This window comes from Pseudomonas panipatensis (genome assembly GCF_900099785.1).
Classification (GTDB): Bacteria; Pseudomonadota; Gammaproteobacteria; order Pseudomonadales; family Pseudomonadaceae; genus Pseudomonas; species Pseudomonas panipatensis.
The window spans coordinates 345,433-360,158 of the sequence record NZ_FNDS01000007.1 but is presented as its reverse complement, the minus strand read 5'-3'; the positions used below and the strand labels follow the sequence as shown (position 1 = coordinate 360,158).

Here is a 14,726-nt window from a genome sequence, read left to right as displayed (position 1 = left end):
TTCGGGCTGTTGCGTGTCGCTGACAGCTCGAAGCCTGGAGCCGCCCCTGATGTCCGAGCTTTACCACCATCGCGCGCGCAAGCGCTTCGGCCAGAACTTCCTGCACGACGCTGGCGTGATCCACCGCATCCTCCGCGCCATCGCCCCCAAGGAAGGCCAGCACCTGCTGGAAATCGGCCCGGGCCAGGGCGCGCTGACCGAAGGCCTGGTGGATAGCGGCGCCCAGCTCGACGTGATCGAACTGGACCTGGACCTGATCCCGCAACTGAACTGGCGCTTCGGCCTGAAGCCGAATTTCAGGCTGCACCAGGGCGACGCCCTGAAATTCGACTTCTCCACCCTGCCCAGCGCCGGCGAAAAGCTGCGCGTGGTCGGCAACCTGCCCTACAACATCTCGACCCCGCTGATCTTCCACCTCCTGGAACACGCGAACATCATCCAGGACATGCACTTCATGCTGCAGAAGGAAGTGGTCGAACGCCTGGCGGCCGAGCCGGGCGGTGGCGACTGGGGCCGACTGTCGATCATGGTGCAGTACTTCTGCCGGGTGGATTACCTGTTCACCGTGGGACCGGGCGCCTTCAACCCACCGCCGAAAGTCGAATCGGCGATCGTGCGCCTGGTGCCGCACACTGAACTGCCTTATCCGGCCAAAGACCACCGACTGCTCGAACGCGTCGTCCGCGAAGCCTTCAACCAGCGCCGCAAGACCCTGCGCAATACCCTCAAAGCCTTGATGTCCAGCGAGGATATCGAAGCCGTCGGCGTCGACCCGACCCGGCGCCCGGAGCAACTCGATGTCGAGGATTTCGTGCGCCTGGCCAACCGTCTGGCCGAGCTGACACCCGACCATTGATATTCCTGCCGGCAGGCACCCAGGCAAGCGAGCCCATGAGCGATCCCCGTTACCAGATTTCCGTCAGCGTCACCACCCGCTACCTCCCCGAGCAGTCACAGCCGGAGCAGCAGCGCTACGCCTTCGCCTACACGGTGACCATCCATAACCAGGGCGAACAGGCAGCCAAGCTGCTCACCCGGCACTGGATCATCACCGATGGCAACGGCCATGTGCAGGAGGTCCGCGGTTCTGGCGTAGTGGGCGAAAAACCGTCGATCGAGCCGGGCGCCAGCCACACCTACACCAGCGGCACGGTACTCACGACCAAGGTCGGCAGCATGTCCGGCAGCTACCAGATGGTCGCCGCCGACGGTCACCATTTCGACGCGGCCATCCCAGTGTTCCGCCTCGCCGTACCAGGGGCGCTGCACTGATGACGACCTATGCCGTTGGCGACATCCAGGGCTGCCTGGAACCGCTGAAATGTCTGCTGCAACGAGTCGCGTTCGACCCGGCGAAGGACCGCCTCTGGCTGGTCGGCGACCTGGTCAACCGCGGCCCGCAGTCGCTGGAAGCCCTGCGCTACATCTATGCCATCCGCGATTCGGTGGTCTGCGTGCTGGGCAACCATGACCTGCACTTGCTGGCAGTGGCGCACAACGCCGAGCGCCTGAAGAAAGCCGACACCCTGCGCGAAATCCTCGAGGCGCCGGATCGCGACGAGTTGCTCGACTGGCTGCGCCGCCTGCCGCTGGTGCACCACGATGCCGAACGCGACATCACCCTGGTACACGCCGGCATCCCGCCGCAGTGGACCATCGAAAAAGCCCTGCAACGCTCCGCCGAAGTGGAAGAAGCCCTGCGCGACGACCAGCGCCTGCCGTTGTTCCTCGAAGGCATGTACGGCAACGAGCCGGCCAAGTGGGACAAGAAACTGCACGGCATCGAGCGCCTGCGCGTGATCACCAACTATTTCACGCGCATGCGCTTCTGCACCCCGGACGGCAAGCTCGACCTGAAGAGCAAGGAAGGCCTGGGCACCGCACCGGCCGGCTACGCCCCCTGGTTCAGCTACGCCGAGCGCAAGAGCGCCGGGCGCAAGATCATCTTCGGCCACTGGGCAGCGCTGGAAGGCAAATGCGACGCCCCCGCCGTCTACGCCCTGGACAGCGGCTGCGTGTGGGGCGGCAGCATGACCCTACTCAACGTCGACAGCGGCGAGCGCATCGCCTGCAGCTGTGCCCATCCCACTCCAGACGAGACCGCAGCATGAGCGAATTCAAGCGCATCGCCCCCGAGCAAGCCCAGCAACTGCGCAGCAATGGCGCCCAGGTCGTGGACATCCGCGACCCGCAAAGCTTCGCCATGGGCCATATCCCTGGCGCCCGCCACATCGACAATCACTCGGTCGCCGACTTCATTCGCGAAGCCGACATGGACGCCCCCCTGCTGGTGGTCTGCTACCACGGCAACTCCAGCCAGAGCGCCGCCGCCTACTTCGTCCAGCAAGGTTTTTCCGACGTCTACAGCGTCGACGGCGGCTTCGAACTGTGGCGCAGCGTCTATCCTGCGGATACAGAGAGCGCTTCCGCTGACTGACGACTCAGCGCCCGCCCCTCAAAAAATCTGTAACTTCCCACCCGAATCCTCTTTACAGGCCGGATAACGGACTATTCTTTCCCTCAGGCCATCCAAAACAGGGGAGAGCCGGCCCACCGGCTTCCGGGATATCGGCAGTGACCATTTGGGGCGGTTCAGGGCGCAAGCCAGGCACCGTTGGAGTTCTGGGGGATTCTCGCCGGCAATTCTGGCGGCCCGTCCGCACCCGCACAGCACCGATCCCGCGCCGGCTCCATGCATCGAGCGAGGAGACGTCATGAGCATTTTCAGTCACTTCCAGGAACGCTTCGAAGCGACCCGCCAAGAGGAATACTCCCTGCAGGAGTACCTGGACATCTGCAAGCAGGACAAGACCGCCTACGCCACCGCCGCCGAGCGCATGTTAATGGCCATCGGCGAGCCGGAACTGCTGGATACCTCTACCGACCCACGGCTGTCGCGAATCTTTTCCAACAAGGTGATTCGCCGCTACCCGGCGTTCGCCGACTTCCACGGCATGGAAGAGTGCATCGACCAGATCGTCGCCTTCTTCCGCCATGCGGCCCAAGGCCTGGAAGAAAAGAAACAGATCATCTACCTGCTCGGCCCGGTCGGCGGCGGCAAGTCGTCCCTGGCGGAAAAACTCAAGCAATTGATGGAGCGGGTGCCCTTCTATGCCATCAAGGGCTCGCCGGTGTTCGAATCGCCCCTCGGGCTGTTCAACCCCGATGAAGATGGCGCCATCCTCGAAGAAGACTACGGCATCCCGCGGCGCTACCTGCGTTCGATCATGTCGCCCTGGGCGAGCAAACGCCTGATCGAGTTCGGTGGCGACATCAGCCAGTTCCGCGTGGTCAAGCTGCATCCGTCGATCCTCAACCAGATCGCCATCGCCAAGACCGAGCCGGGCGACGAAAACAACCAGGACATCTCCGCCCTGGTCGGCAAGGTCGATATCCGCAAGCTGGAAGAATTCCCGCAGAACGACGCCGATGCCTACAGCTACTCGGGCGCACTGTGCCGGGCCAACCAGGGCCTGATGGAATTCGTCGAAATGTTCAAGGCGCCGATCAAGGTCCTGCACCCCTTGCTCACCGCCACCCAGGAGGGCAACTACAACAGCACCGAAGGCCTCGGCGGGCTGCCCTACAGCGGCATCATCCTCGCCCACTCCAACGAATCGGAATGGCACAGCTTCCGTAACAACAAGAACAACGAGGCCTTCATCGACCGTATCTACATCGTCAAGGTGCCCTACTGCCTGCGCGTCACCGACGAGATCAAGATCTACGACAAGCTGTTGATCAACAGCTCGCTGGCGCACGCCCATTGCGCGCCGGACACGCTGAAGATGCTCTCGCAGTTCACCGTGCTGTCGCGCCTGAAAGAGCCGGAGAATTCGAACATCTACTCGAAGATGCGCGTCTACGACGGCGAAAACCTCAAGGACACCGATCCCAAGGCCAAGTCGATCCAGGAATACCGTGACGCCGCCGGGGTCGACGAGGGCATGGCCGGGCTTTCCACCCGCTTCGCCTTCAAGATCCTCTCCAAGGTGTTCAACTTCGATCCGCACGAAATCGCCGCCAACCCGGTGCACCTGCTCTATGTGCTGGAACAGCAGATCGAGCAGGAGCAGTTCCCGCCGGAAACCCGCGAGCGCTACCTGCGCTTCATCAAGGAATACCTGGCGCCGCGTTACGTCGAGTTCATCGGCAAGGAAATCCAGACCGCCTACCTGGAGTCCTACAGCGAGTACGGCCAGAACATCTTCGACCGCTACGTGCTGTACGCCGACTTCTGGATCCAGGACCAGGAATACCGCGACCCGGAAACCGGCGAGATTCTCAATCGCGGGGCCCTCAACGAGGAACTGGAAAAAATCGAGAAGCCGGCCGGCATCAGCAATCCGAAGGATTTCCGCAACGAGATCGTCAACTTCGTGCTGCGCGCCCGCGCCGGCAACAACGGCAAGAATCCGAGCTGGCTGTCCTACGAGAAACTGCGCGTGGTGATCGAGAAGAAAATGTTCTCCAACACCGAGGACCTGCTGCCAGTCATCAGCTTCAACGCCAAGGCGAGCAAGGAGGACCAGCAGAAGCACAACGACTTCGTGCGGCGCATGGTCGAGCGCGGCTACACCGAGAAGCAGGTGCGCCTGCTGTCGGAATGGTATCTGCGGGTTCGCAAGTCGCAGTAGTCTGCCATCGGCGCGGCGTTTTCCGCCGCGCCGGTCGCCGTCGCATTCGGACCTCTTCGTGGCGTCTCCCAGCCGCCGCGGAGCAGGCCCTGAGGAGCATTCATGAGCTACGTCATCGACCGGCGTCTGAACGGCAAGAACAAGAGCACGGTGAACCGCCAGCGCTTCTTGCGGCGTTACCGTGACCACATCAAGAAGGCGGTCGAGGAGGCCGTCAGCCGCCGCTCCATCACTGACATGGAGCACGGCGAACAGATCAGCATCCCCGGCCGCGACATCGACGAACCCGTGCTGCACCACGGCCGCGGCGGGCGGCAGACCGTCGTTCACCCCGGCAACAAGGAGTTCACCACCGGCGAGCACATCCCGCGCCCGCAAGGTGGCGGCGGCGGCCGCGGCGCCGGCAAGGCGAGCAACCAGGGCGAAGGGATGGACGACTTCGTCTTCCAGATCACCCAGGAAGAGTTCCTCGACTTCATGTTCGAGGACCTGGAACTGCCCAATCTGGTCAAACGCCACCTGACTGGCAGCGAAACCTTTAAGACCGTGCGCGCGGGCATCAGCAACGATGGCAACCCATCGCGCATCAATATCGTCCGCACCCTGCGCTCGGCCCACGCGCGGCGCATCGCCCTGTCCGGCTCGACCCGTGCCAAACTGCGCGCCGCCGTTCTGGAGCTGGAGCGTCTGAAGCGCGAAGAGCCGGACAACCTCGGCGATATCCAGGCTCTGGAAGCGGAAATCCACAAACTGCGCACGCGCATCGGCAAGGTGCCCTTCCTCGACACCTTCGACCTCAAGTACAACCTGCTGGTCAAGCAGCCCAACCCGACCTCCCAGGCCGTGATGTTCTGCCTGATGGACGTCTCCGGCTCGATGACCCAGGCGACCAAGGACATCGCCAAGCGCTTCTTCATCCTCCTTTACCTGTTCCTCAAGCGGAACTACGAGAAGATCGAAGTGGTGTTCATCCGCCACCACACCAGCGCCCGGGAAGTGGATGAGGAAGAGTTCTTCTACTCGCGGGAAACCGGCGGCACCATCGTCTCCAGCGCGCTCAAGCTGATGCAGGAAATCATGGCCGAGCGCTACCCGAGCAACGAGTGGAACATCTACGCCGCGCAGGCCTCCGACGGCGACAACTGGAACGACGACTCGCCGGTCTGCCGGGATATCCTGATGAAGCAGATCATGCCGTTCGTGCAGTACTACACCTACGTCGAGATCACCCCGCGCGAACACCAGGCCCTGTGGTTCGAGTACGACCGGGTGCGCGAAGCCTTCGAGGAAAGCTTCGCCCAGCAGCAGATCGTCTCCGCCGCGGACATCTACCCGGTGTTCCGCGAACTGTTCCAGAGGAGGCTAGTCGCATGAGCAAGCGCCAGCCCATCGCCACCGGGTCCGAATGGACCTTCGAGCTGATCCGTCAGTACGACCGGGAAATCGGTCGCATCGCCGAGCGCTATGCGCTGGACACCTACCCGAACCAGATCGAGGTGATCACCGCCGAGCAGATGATGGATGCCTACGCCTCCGTCGGCATGCCCATCGGCTATAACCACTGGTCCTATGGCAAGCACTTCCTCAGCACCGAGAAGAACTACAAACGCGGGCAGATGGGGCTGGCCTACGAGATCGTGATCAACTCCGACCCCTGCATCGCCTACCTGATGGAGGAAAACACCCAGTGCATGCAGGCGCTGGTGATCGCCCACGCCTGCTACGGGCACAACAGCTTCTTCAAGGGCAATTACCTGTTCCGCACCTGGACCGACGCCAGTTCGATCATCGACTACCTGGTGTTCGCCAAGCAGTACATCATGCAGTGCGAGGAGCGTTACGGCATCGACGCCGTGGAAGACCTGCTGGACTCCTGCCACGCGCTGATGAACTACGGCGTCGACCGCTACAAACGGCCCTACCCGATTTCCGCCGAAGAAGAACGGCAACGCCAGAAGGAACGCGAAGAACTGATCCAGCGCCAGGTCAACGACCTCTGGCGGACCATTCCGCGCGCCACCGGCAAGGACAAGGAACAGGAGCTGGCGCGCTACCCGAGCGAGCCACAGGAGAACATCCTCTACTTCATCGAGAAGAATGCCCCGCTGCTGGAGCCCTGGCAGCGCGAGGTGGTGCGCATCGTGCGCAAAGTGGCGCAGTACTTCTACCCACAGCGCCAGACCCAGGTCATGAACGAGGGCTGGGCGACCTTCTGGCACTACACGCTGATCAACGACCTGTACGACGAGGGCCTGGTCAGCGACGGCTTCATGATGGAGTTCCTCCAGTACCACACCAGCGTGGTCTACCAGCCCGGCTTCGACAGCCCCTACTACAGCGGCATCAACCCCTATGCCCTGGGTTTCGCCATGTACCGCGACATCCGCCGCATCTGCGAGAACCCCACCGAGGAAGACAAGCGCTGGTTCCCGGACATCGCCGGCAGCGACTGGCTGGCCACCCTCAAGTTCGCCATGAAGAGCTTCAAGGACGAGAGTTTCATCCTGCAGTTCCTCTCGCCCAAGGTGATCCGCGAGTTCAAGCTGTTCAGCATTCTCGACGACGACCAGAAGGACGATCTGCTGGTCGACGCCATCCACGACGACGCCGGCTACCGCAAGATTCGCGAGACCCTGGCGGCGCAGTACAACCTCGGCAACCGCGAGCCCAACGTACAGATCTGGAACGTCGACCGCCGTGGCGACCGTTCGCTGACCCTGCGTCACCAGCAGCACGACCGCCAGCCGCTGGCCGACTCCACCGAGGATGTGCTCAAGCACCTGCATCGCCTGTGGGGCTTCGACATCCACCTGGAAACCCTGAACGGCGAGCAGATCGTGCAAACCCACCACATGCCCCCGAGGAGCGGGCACGATGGCGAAGAGGGCTACCCACGGCTCGACCTGATCATCCCGCCCATTTGATCGGTTGACCGCCATCAAGGCACAGGCAGAGCATGGCGACACGCCCAGCAGAGGTCGCCATGCGCCTGTTCGCCATCCTCCTGATCTGCCTCGCTCTCGCCACCTGCAGCAGCGCATTGCCGCACGCCCAGGTGACGCACCCGGCCGATAGCCGCCTGGCCGGCCTGCGAGACTTCCAACTGATGCCGCCGGAAAACGCCGTCGACGCCCTGCCCTACCGCAACCGCTATCCGCTGATCGCCGACTGGCTGCGCCAGGGCATGAGCGAGCATGGCTTTCGCGACACCGGCACAGCGCAGGTGCGCGTCTACTACTGGCTGGCGCTGCGCGACGCAGCGCTGGAATTCAAGGTCGACGTCGCGCCGCCGCAACCCATGGGGCCTTACCTGGCGATCCATCGCCTGCGCGATGAAACCGGCACCCTGCGTGTGCGCCTCACCGACCTGCAGGACCAGGTGCTCTGGGAAGGCACCGTCAGCACCGGCCTCAGCCCCGCCCATGCCAGCACCGAGCTACTGCACAACGCCGTCGGCGCGCTGATCCAGCAACTGCCGCGCGCCACCCCCTAGGACCGACCTCATCGGTGCGGGCTCATCCAGCGTCCGCACGCTATGACCGCAGCGCGCTTGCTGCCCGGGCCCCGAAGCCTGAAGCTATCCGCTCAGCCAGGAGATAGCTTCATGCAGATATACAAAGTGGGCGGCGCCGTGCGAGACCGCCTGCTCGGCCTGCCAGTCGCCGACACCGACTGGGTGGTGGTCGGCGCCAGCGCCGACGACATGCTCGCCAAGGGCTTCCGTCCGGTGGGCGCCGACTTCCCGGTGTTCCTGCATCCGCAGACCGGCGAGGAGTACGCCCTGGCGCGTACCGAACGGAAAAGCGGCCGCGGCTACGGCGGTTTCACCTTCTACGCCAGCCCGGACGTGACCCTGGAAGAAGACCTGATCCGCCGCGACCTCACCATCAACGCCATGGCCGAGGATGCCCAGGGCCAGGTGATCGACCCCTACGGCGGGCAACGCGACCTCGCCGCCCGCGTGCTGCGCCACGTCTCCCCGGCCTTCGCCGAAGATCCGCTGCGCGTGCTGCGCGTTGCGCGCTTCGCCGCCCGTTATGCCCCGCTGGGTTTCCGCGTCGCCGCCGAAACCCTGGAACTGATGCGCGAACTGTCCGCCTCCGGGGAGCTGGAAGCCCTGACCCCGGAGCGCAGTTGGAAGGAAATCGCCCGCGCACTGATGGAGTCGCGCCCCGACGTTTTCATCCAGGTCCTGCGCGACTGCGATGCGCTGGCCGTGCTGATGCCCGAGGTCGATGCCTTGTTCGGCATCCCGCAGCCGGCCGAGCACCATCCGGAGATCGACACCGGCGCGCACGTCCTGGCGGTACTGCGCCAATGCGCCGAGCATGGGCAGCCGCTGAGCGTGCGCTGGGCGAGCCTGCTGCATGACCTGGGCAAAGGCTGTACGCGCCGCGAGGACTGGCCGCGGCACATTGCCCACGAAACCCTCGGTCTGCCGCTGATCGACGCCATGAACGCGCGCTTCAAGGCACCGCGTGAATGCCAGGAACTGGCGCGCCTGGCTGGCGAGTACCACACCCACGCCCATCGCGCCCTGGAACTGCGGCCCACTACGCTGCTGGAGCTGCTGCAAGCCTTCGACGTCTATCGTCGCCCACAGCGCTTCGAGGAATTCCTCGCCGCCAGCGAAATGGACGCCCGTGGCCGGCTGGGTCTGGAAAAGCGTGCCTATCCCCAGGCCGACTACCTGCGCAATGCCGCACAGGCGGCGCGCCAGGTCGCCGTGCAACCGCTACTGGAAAAGGGGTTCAAGGGTGCGGAGTTGGGCGAGGCGCTCAAGCGCGAGCGTCTCGCCGCCCTCAAGACCTACAAGGCAGGCTTCGGGAAGGCCTGAAGCAACCCGGCCGGGGTCAAGTCCCGGCCGCGCCAGGCGAAGGGCACCGGCCAAAGGCGCTGGTCGATCGACGCCTCCGCCCACAGGCTGGCGAACTCACGGTCAGTGCCCGGAAGGCGCTTCTGCGGCGCCAGCAGCGCCAGCGGCCAGAGCACGAAGGCGTTCTTCAGCACCTCGGCGCGTGGCAGCGCCAAGCCGTCGAAGTCGCCGTACAGATCGCCATACAGCAGCACGTCGATATCCAGCGGCAGGCCTTTGCGCTCCGGCGCATAGCGGCCGTTGTCGGCCTCGATATGCTTGAGTCGCAGCCCCAGTTCGGCCAATGGCAGATGGGTCTCGCCGCTCACCACCAGATTGAAGAAGGGGCCGCTGCGAATGCCCACCGGCTCGCTTTCGAACACCGGCGAGCACTGTAGGTTATCGATGAAGCCAGTCAGCGCATCGAGGCCGGCGCAGAGGTGGCGCTCACGCTCGATATTGCTGCCCAGGCCGAGAAAAACCGTCGTCAGCGGCATCCGCGTTCGATCTCCACGCCAACACCGCTCGCCGCGGCGACCGCGCCCGGCTTGGTCACCCGCAGGCGCAGCCAGCGAATGCCGAACTCAGCCATCAGCAACGCAGCCAGGCGCTCGGCGAAGGTTTCCACCAACTGGAAGTGCACATCGCGCGCGAACTCGCCGATGCGCGTGGAAAGCACCGCGTAGTCCAGCGCCTCGGCGATGTCATCGCCGGCTGCCGCCGGCTGGATGTCCCAGCCCAGTTGCAGATCCAGGCGCAGGCACTGGCGGATACCCCGTTCCCAGTCGTAGACGCCGATCACGGTGTCGACTTCCAGGCCCTCGATAAAAACTATGTCCACTTGCGGCATGCTCCAAGGCAGGCGCACGACAAGCACGCGCCACCCCGTTAGAATCGGAAACTGTCTCGTCCCCGGTGGAAACCATGGTCTGGCTTTTGGCGATCCTCGCCTACCTGCTCGGCTCACTGTCCTTCGCGGTGCTCCTGAGCCGCCTGTTCGGCACCGCCGATCCGCGCGCTGGCGGCTCGGGCAATCCGGGCGCTACCAACATGCTGCGCCTGGCCGGCAAAAAGCTCGCCATCCTCACACTCCTCGGCGACCTGGCCAAGGGTTTGTTACCTGTCCTCATTGCCCGGCTGCTCGGCGTGGGCATCATGCAGGAAGCCTGGGTCGGCCTGGCGGCGGTGATCGGCCACCTCTACCCACTCTACTTCAACTTCCGCGGCGGCAAAGGTGTCGCCACAGCGGCCGGCATGCTCCTGGCACTCTATCCACCAGCGGCGCTGCTGGCGGCGGCGGCCTGGCTGCTGACCTTCAAGCTGTCGCGCACCAGCTCGCTCGCCTCCCTCGTCGCCACCCCGCTCACGCTGCCACTGCTGGCCTGGCAACGCCCGGAAGCCTTGCTGCCGATGACCGTGCTCACTGGTCTGATCGTCTGGCGCCACCGCAGTAACCTGCGCGACCTGCTGGACGGCCGCGAACGGCACTTCTGAACCGCGAGCTTCCAGCGGCAAGCCGACAGGCGCAAGGAAAAACCGCGGCCATGCCGCTAACAGCTTGCAGCCTGTCGTTCGCAGCCACGTTCATTCAGACGGCCGGCAGCGACTCCATCGGCCAGCGAGCCCGCACATCGATCGCCGGGCCGTCATGCTGCCCGGCCAACAGACGCTGGCAACCGGCATAGGCGATCATCGCGCCGTTGTCCGTGCAGAAGCGCGGACGAGCGTAGAACACCTGTCCCTTGAGTTCGCCGAGCATCTTCTGCAAGTGTTCGCGCAGCGCACGATTGGCACTGACCCCACCGGCGATCACCAGATTCTTCAGATGGGTCTGCTTGAGTGCGCGGCGGCACTTGATGGTCAAGGTCTCGACCACCGCCTGCTGGAAGGCCAGGGCGATATCGCAGCGAGTCTGCTCGCTGTCGTCGCCCGCCTCGCGGCAGCGCTGCCAGGTGTTCAAGGCGAAGGTCTTGAGGCCGCTGAAGCTGAAATCCAGCCCGGGGCGATCGGTCATCGGCCGCGGGAAGACGAAGCGCCCCGGCGTACCGCGCTCGGCCAGCCGGGCGATCTCAGGACCGCCCGGATAGCCCAGGCCGAGCAGCTTGGCGGTCTTGTCGAAAGCCTCGCCAGCGGCGTCATCGAGGGACTCGCCCAGCAACTGGTAGCGGCCGATGCCATCGACCCGCACCAGTTGCGTATGGCCGCCGGAAACCAGCAAGGCGACGAACGGGAACTGCGGCGGCTGCTCTTCCAGCATGGGCGCCAACAAATGACCTTCCATATGGTGCACGCCGACCGCCGGCACGCCCCAGGCGAACGCCAGCGCCTGGGCGCAGGACGCACCGACCAGCAGGGCGCCAACGAGGCCCGGACCGGCGGTATAGGCTATGGCATCGATCTGCTGCGGCACGCAGCCGGCCTCATCGAGTACCTGACGGATGAGCGGCAGCATGCGCTTGACGTGATCGCGCGAGGCCAGCTCGGGAACCACGCCACCGTAGACGCGATGCAGGTCGATCTGACTGAACAGGGCATCGGCCAGCAGGCCGTGCTCGCTGTCGTAGAGTGCGACGCCGGTTTCGTCGCAAGAGGTTTCCAACCCCAGCACACGCATGGGTTCGAGCCTTCAATCTGGGCAAATTTGAAGCGGCGCATGATAATCGCCCGCCGCGGATGCCGACCAGCGTTTTTCGATCGGAGGCTTTGCATTCCTTCGCTCGAACCGTTAATATCCGCAACCCTTGAAAACCGCCGTCTCCCGTGCCAAAGCCAGGAGCGCGACAAACCCCCGGTAATCATTGATAGGTACGACCTGGATGCCCGCCGTCAAAGTTAAAGAGAACGAACCCTTCGACGTAGCCCTGCGTCGTTTCAAGCGCTCCTGCGAAAAAGCCGGTGTACTGGCTGAAGTGCGCAGCCGTGAATTCTACGAGAAGCCCACTGCCGAGCGTAAGCGCAAGGCTGCTGCCGCTGTTAAGCGTCACGCCAAGAAAGTGCAGCGCGAACAGCGTCGTCGCGAGCGTCTGTACTGAGTTCAACGACTCAGTCACACGCTTTCGCATCGCCCGGCCCACTCGCCGGGCGAGTGCTCACTAAGAGCACAATCACTCCGATTCGCAGCCGCGAAGTTCGGAGTTTTTGTTTTTATGCCCCCATGAAAAGCAGCGCCCGGCGCCAGTGCCGGAGAGTATGCTTGGGTCCATCCTGCGTCCCGAACAGTCTATGGCCGGCCTGATCCCGCAATCCTTCATCGATGACCTGCTCAACCGCACCGATATTCTCGATGTGGTGAGTTCGCGCATCCAACTGAAGAAGACCGGCAAGAACTACAGCGCCTGCTGCCCGTTTCACAAGGAAAAGACCCCCTCCTTCACCGTCAGTCCGGACAAGCAGTTCTACTACTGCTTCGGCTGCGGCGCCGGCGGCAACGCCCTTGGCTTCATCATGGACCACGACAACCTGGACTTCCCCCAGGCCGTCGAGGAACTGGCCAAGCGCGCCGGCATGGACATTCCCCGCGAGGACGGTCGACGCGGCAAACCGCGACAGCCAACCGACTCGCCGCTCTACCCCCTGCTCACCGCCGCCGCCGACTATTACCGGCAGGCGCTGAAAAGCCATCCAGCACGCAAAGCCGCCGTCGAGTACCTCAAAGGACGCGGCCTGACCGGGGAGATCGCCCGCGACTTCGGCCTCGGCTTCGCCCCTCCCGGCTGGGACAACCTGCTCAAGCACCTGGGTGGCGACAACCTGCAGATCAAGGCCATGCTCGATGCCGGTCTGCTGGTGGAAAACCCCGACAGCGGCAAGCGCTACGACCGCTTCCGCGACCGGGTGATCTTCCCCATCCGCGACAGTCGCGGCCGAGTGATCGCCTTCGGCGGCCGGGTGCTGGGCGACGACAAGCCGAAGTACCTGAACTCCCCGGAAACCCCGGTCTTCCATAAAGGCCAGGAACTCTACGGGCTGTTCGAGGCACGCAAGAACAACCGCGACCTCGACGAAATCATGGTGGTGGAAGGCTACATGGACGTGATCGCCCTGGCGCAACAGGGCATCCGCAACGCCGTGGCCACCCTCGGCACCGCCACCAGCGAAGAACACATCAAACGCCTGTTCCGCCTGGTTCCGAATATCCTGTTCTGCTTCGACGGCGACCAGGCCGGGCGCAATGCAGCCTGGCGCGCACTGGAGTCGGCACTGCCGAACCTGCAGGACGGACGCAAGGTGCGCTTCCTGTTCCTTCCCGAAGGCGAAGACCCGGACAGCCTGGTCCGCGCCGAAGGACCGGACGCCTTCCGCGCCCGCCTGGTACAACAGGCACAACCGCTGGCCGACTATTTCTTCCAGCAGCTCAAACAGGAAGCCGACCCCAGCACCCTGGAGGGCAAGGCGCACCTGGCAACCCTGGCCAGCCCGCTACTGGAAAAGATTCCCGGCAATACCCTGCGCCTCTTGATGCGCCAGCGCCTGGGCGAGATCACCGGACTGAGCGGCGAAGCGCTCAACCAACTGAGCGCGCCCCGGCCGACGAACGGCGGGCATGCCACCAAGTCCGACAACCATGCGCACGAATACACCGATTACGACGTCGGACACTTCTCCGAATACACCGAGATGCCATCCGCGGACAGCGCCGGCTACTTCGAGGCACCGCAGGAATTCACCGGCGCCAAAGGCCCCTGGAAAGAGAAGAAAGCCTGGAACGGCGACGGCAAAAAGTGGAATGGCAAGGGCGGCAAGCGCGGTGATTTCGTGCCCCGCCAGCCACGCACCGAAATCAGCGTGGAGTCGCCAACCCTGACCGCCCTGCGCACCCTTCTGCACCACCCGCAACTGGCGCAGAAGGTCGAAGATGCCAGCCATTTCGCCGGCGAAGACCAAACCTACTCGCAATTGCTCGTGGCGCTGCTCGAAGCGCTGCAGAAGAACCCGCGGCAGCGTTCGATGCAACTGATCGCACGCTGGCACGGCACCGAACAGGGCCGCCTGCTGCGCGCCCTGGCGGAAAAGGAATGGCTGATTTCAGCGGACAACCTTGAACAACAGTTTTTCGACACTATAACTAGGTTGGCGGCAAGCCAACGCGAGCGCAGCCTCGAACAACTGCTCCGCAAGGCACGCCAAAGCGAACTCAGCGCAGAGGAAAAAGATCGACTGCGCGAACTCCTCAGTCGTCCCGATTCCCCCGTCGCCCCGACCTCATCTGGCGCTTGAGGTCATCTCTCGGCTAT

At 64.0% G+C, this 14,726-nt stretch carries 15 protein-coding genes; 12 read left to right on the top strand and 3 right to left on the bottom strand.

Annotated elements, in window-relative coordinates; translation table 11 throughout:
• The first annotated feature begins 49 nt into the window (after nucleotides 1-49).
• From rsmA to BLQ74_RS18110, 9 genes are all read left to right on the top strand, one after another.
• Complete coding sequence (gene rsmA, locus BLQ74_RS18155) at nucleotides 50-856, top strand: 16S rRNA (adenine(1518)-N(6)/adenine(1519)-N(6))-dimethyltransferase RsmA (RefSeq protein ID WP_090264730.1); 807 nt, start codon at nucleotides 50-52, stop codon at nucleotides 854-856.
• 35 nt (nucleotides 857-891) lie between these two features.
• On the top strand, nucleotides 892-1,272 hold the full coding sequence (gene apaG / locus BLQ74_RS18150; protein WP_090264728.1) for a Co2+/Mg2+ efflux protein ApaG: 381 nt from the start codon (nucleotides 892-894) through the stop codon (nucleotides 1,270-1,272).
• Nucleotides 1,272-2,111, top strand: a complete 840-nt coding sequence (locus BLQ74_RS18145) for a symmetrical bis(5'-nucleosyl)-tetraphosphatase (RefSeq protein ID WP_090264726.1) — start codon at nucleotides 1,272-1,274, stop codon at nucleotides 2,109-2,111. Before apaG ends, BLQ74_RS18145 begins: the two co-directional genes overlap by 1 nt.
• Nucleotides 2,108-2,437 carry a thiosulfate sulfurtransferase GlpE gene (gene glpE, locus BLQ74_RS18140; protein ID WP_090264724.1) on the top strand — a complete coding sequence of 110 codons (330 nt, stop codon included), beginning with the start codon at nucleotides 2,108-2,110 and terminating at the stop codon, nucleotides 2,435-2,437. The genes BLQ74_RS18145 and glpE overlap by 4 nt, the downstream gene beginning before the upstream one ends.
• A gap of 277 nt (nucleotides 2,438-2,714) precedes the next feature.
• Nucleotides 2,715-4,637: a PrkA family serine protein kinase gene (locus tag BLQ74_RS18130; RefSeq protein ID WP_090264722.1), complete on the top strand. Its 1,923-nt coding sequence runs from the start codon at nucleotides 2,715-2,717 to the stop codon at nucleotides 4,635-4,637.
• A 102-nt stretch (nucleotides 4,638-4,739) separates the two neighbouring features.
• Nucleotides 4,740-6,011, top strand: a complete 1,272-nt coding sequence (locus BLQ74_RS18125; protein ID WP_090264719.1) for a YeaH/YhbH family protein — start codon at nucleotides 4,740-4,742, stop codon at nucleotides 6,009-6,011.
• On the top strand, nucleotides 6,008-7,561 hold the full coding sequence (locus tag BLQ74_RS18120) for a SpoVR family protein (RefSeq protein WP_090264717.1): 1,554 nt from the start codon (nucleotides 6,008-6,010) through the stop codon (nucleotides 7,559-7,561). The genes BLQ74_RS18125 and BLQ74_RS18120 overlap by 4 nt, the downstream gene beginning before the upstream one ends.
• Before the next feature lie 59 nt (nucleotides 7,562-7,620).
• The gene (locus BLQ74_RS18115; RefSeq protein ID WP_090264715.1) at nucleotides 7,621-8,130 is read left to right on the top strand and encodes a DUF4136 domain-containing protein; all 510 of its coding nucleotides are present in this window, start codon (nucleotides 7,621-7,623) and stop codon (nucleotides 8,128-8,130) included.
• Between the two features lie 111 nt (nucleotides 8,131-8,241).
• Nucleotides 8,242-9,474 carry a multifunctional CCA addition/repair protein gene (locus tag BLQ74_RS18110; protein WP_090264713.1) on the top strand — a complete coding sequence of 411 codons (1,233 nt, stop codon included), beginning with the start codon at nucleotides 8,242-8,244 and terminating at the stop codon, nucleotides 9,472-9,474.
• Here the strand turns inward: BLQ74_RS18110 and folK are convergent.
• Nucleotides 9,447-9,989 carry a 2-amino-4-hydroxy-6-hydroxymethyldihydropteridine diphosphokinase gene (folK, locus tag BLQ74_RS18105; protein ID WP_090264711.1) on the bottom strand — a complete coding sequence of 181 codons (543 nt, stop codon included), beginning with the start codon at nucleotides 9,987-9,989 and terminating at the stop codon, nucleotides 9,447-9,449. The genes BLQ74_RS18110 and folK overlap by 28 nt on opposite strands.
• Nucleotides 9,980-10,333 (bottom strand): dihydroneopterin aldolase, encoded by a 354-nt coding sequence (gene folB / locus BLQ74_RS18100; RefSeq protein WP_090264817.1) that lies wholly within the window; start codon nucleotides 10,331-10,333, stop codon nucleotides 9,980-9,982. The genes folK and folB overlap by 10 nt, the downstream gene beginning before the upstream one ends.
• Before the next feature lie 83 nt (nucleotides 10,334-10,416).
• Here folB and plsY point away from each other — a divergent pair, with 83 nt between their 5' ends.
• Nucleotides 10,417-10,986 (top strand): glycerol-3-phosphate 1-O-acyltransferase PlsY, encoded by a 570-nt coding sequence (gene plsY / locus BLQ74_RS18095; protein ID WP_090264710.1) that lies wholly within the window; start codon nucleotides 10,417-10,419, stop codon nucleotides 10,984-10,986.
• Between the two features lie 94 nt (nucleotides 10,987-11,080).
• On the opposite strand, the gene tsaD is transcribed toward plsY, so the two are convergent.
• Complete coding sequence (gene tsaD, locus BLQ74_RS18090) at nucleotides 11,081-12,106, bottom strand: tRNA (adenosine(37)-N6)-threonylcarbamoyltransferase complex transferase subunit TsaD (RefSeq protein ID WP_090264708.1); 1,026 nt, start codon at nucleotides 12,104-12,106, stop codon at nucleotides 11,081-11,083.
• Between the two features lie 202 nt (nucleotides 12,107-12,308).
• Here tsaD and rpsU point away from each other — a divergent pair, with 202 nt between their 5' ends.
• On the top strand, nucleotides 12,309-12,524 hold the full coding sequence (gene rpsU / locus BLQ74_RS18085; protein WP_003085057.1) for a 30S ribosomal protein S21: 216 nt from the start codon (nucleotides 12,309-12,311) through the stop codon (nucleotides 12,522-12,524).
• A 190-nt stretch (nucleotides 12,525-12,714) separates the two neighbouring features.
• Nucleotides 12,715-14,709 carry a DNA primase gene (dnaG, locus tag BLQ74_RS18080; RefSeq protein WP_090264706.1) on the top strand — a complete coding sequence of 665 codons (1,995 nt, stop codon included), beginning with the start codon at nucleotides 12,715-12,717 and terminating at the stop codon, nucleotides 14,707-14,709.
• Nucleotides 14,710-14,726: the final 17 nt, after the last annotated feature.

Excerpts from the sequence above, each read along its gene's own strand:
- rsmA (WP_090264730.1), top strand. The coding sequence starts at position 50 with ATGTCCGAGCTTTACCACCATCGCGCGCGCAAGCGCTTCGGCCAGAAC.
- apaG (WP_090264728.1), top strand. The coding sequence starts at position 892 with ATGAGCGATCCCCGTTACCAGATTTCCGTCAGCGTCACCACCCGCTAC.
- BLQ74_RS18145 (WP_090264726.1), top strand. The coding sequence starts at position 1,272 with ATGACGACCTATGCCGTTGGCGACATCCAGGGCTGCCTGGAACCGCTG.
- glpE (WP_090264724.1), top strand. The coding sequence starts at position 2,108 with ATGAGCGAATTCAAGCGCATCGCCCCCGAGCAAGCCCAGCAACTGCGC.
- BLQ74_RS18130 (WP_090264722.1), top strand. The coding sequence starts at position 2,715 with ATGAGCATTTTCAGTCACTTCCAGGAACGCTTCGAAGCGACCCGCCAA.
- BLQ74_RS18125 (WP_090264719.1), top strand. The coding sequence starts at position 4,740 with ATGAGCTACGTCATCGACCGGCGTCTGAACGGCAAGAACAAGAGCACG.
- BLQ74_RS18120 (WP_090264717.1), top strand. The coding sequence starts at position 6,008 with ATGAGCAAGCGCCAGCCCATCGCCACCGGGTCCGAATGGACCTTCGAG.
- BLQ74_RS18115 (WP_090264715.1), top strand. The coding sequence starts at position 7,621 with ATGCGCCTGTTCGCCATCCTCCTGATCTGCCTCGCTCTCGCCACCTGC.
- BLQ74_RS18110 (WP_090264713.1), top strand. The coding sequence starts at position 8,242 with ATGCAGATATACAAAGTGGGCGGCGCCGTGCGAGACCGCCTGCTCGGC.
- folK (WP_090264711.1), bottom strand. The coding sequence starts at position 9,989 with ATGCCGCTGACGACGGTTTTTCTCGGCCTGGGCAGCAATATCGAGCGT.
- plsY (WP_090264710.1), top strand. The coding sequence starts at position 10,417 with ATGGTCTGGCTTTTGGCGATCCTCGCCTACCTGCTCGGCTCACTGTCC.
- tsaD (WP_090264708.1), bottom strand. The coding sequence starts at position 12,106 with ATGCGTGTGCTGGGGTTGGAAACCTCTTGCGACGAAACCGGCGTCGCA.
- rpsU (WP_003085057.1), top strand. The coding sequence starts at position 12,309 with ATGCCCGCCGTCAAAGTTAAAGAGAACGAACCCTTCGACGTAGCCCTG.
- dnaG (WP_090264706.1), top strand. The coding sequence starts at position 12,715 with ATGGCCGGCCTGATCCCGCAATCCTTCATCGATGACCTGCTCAACCGC.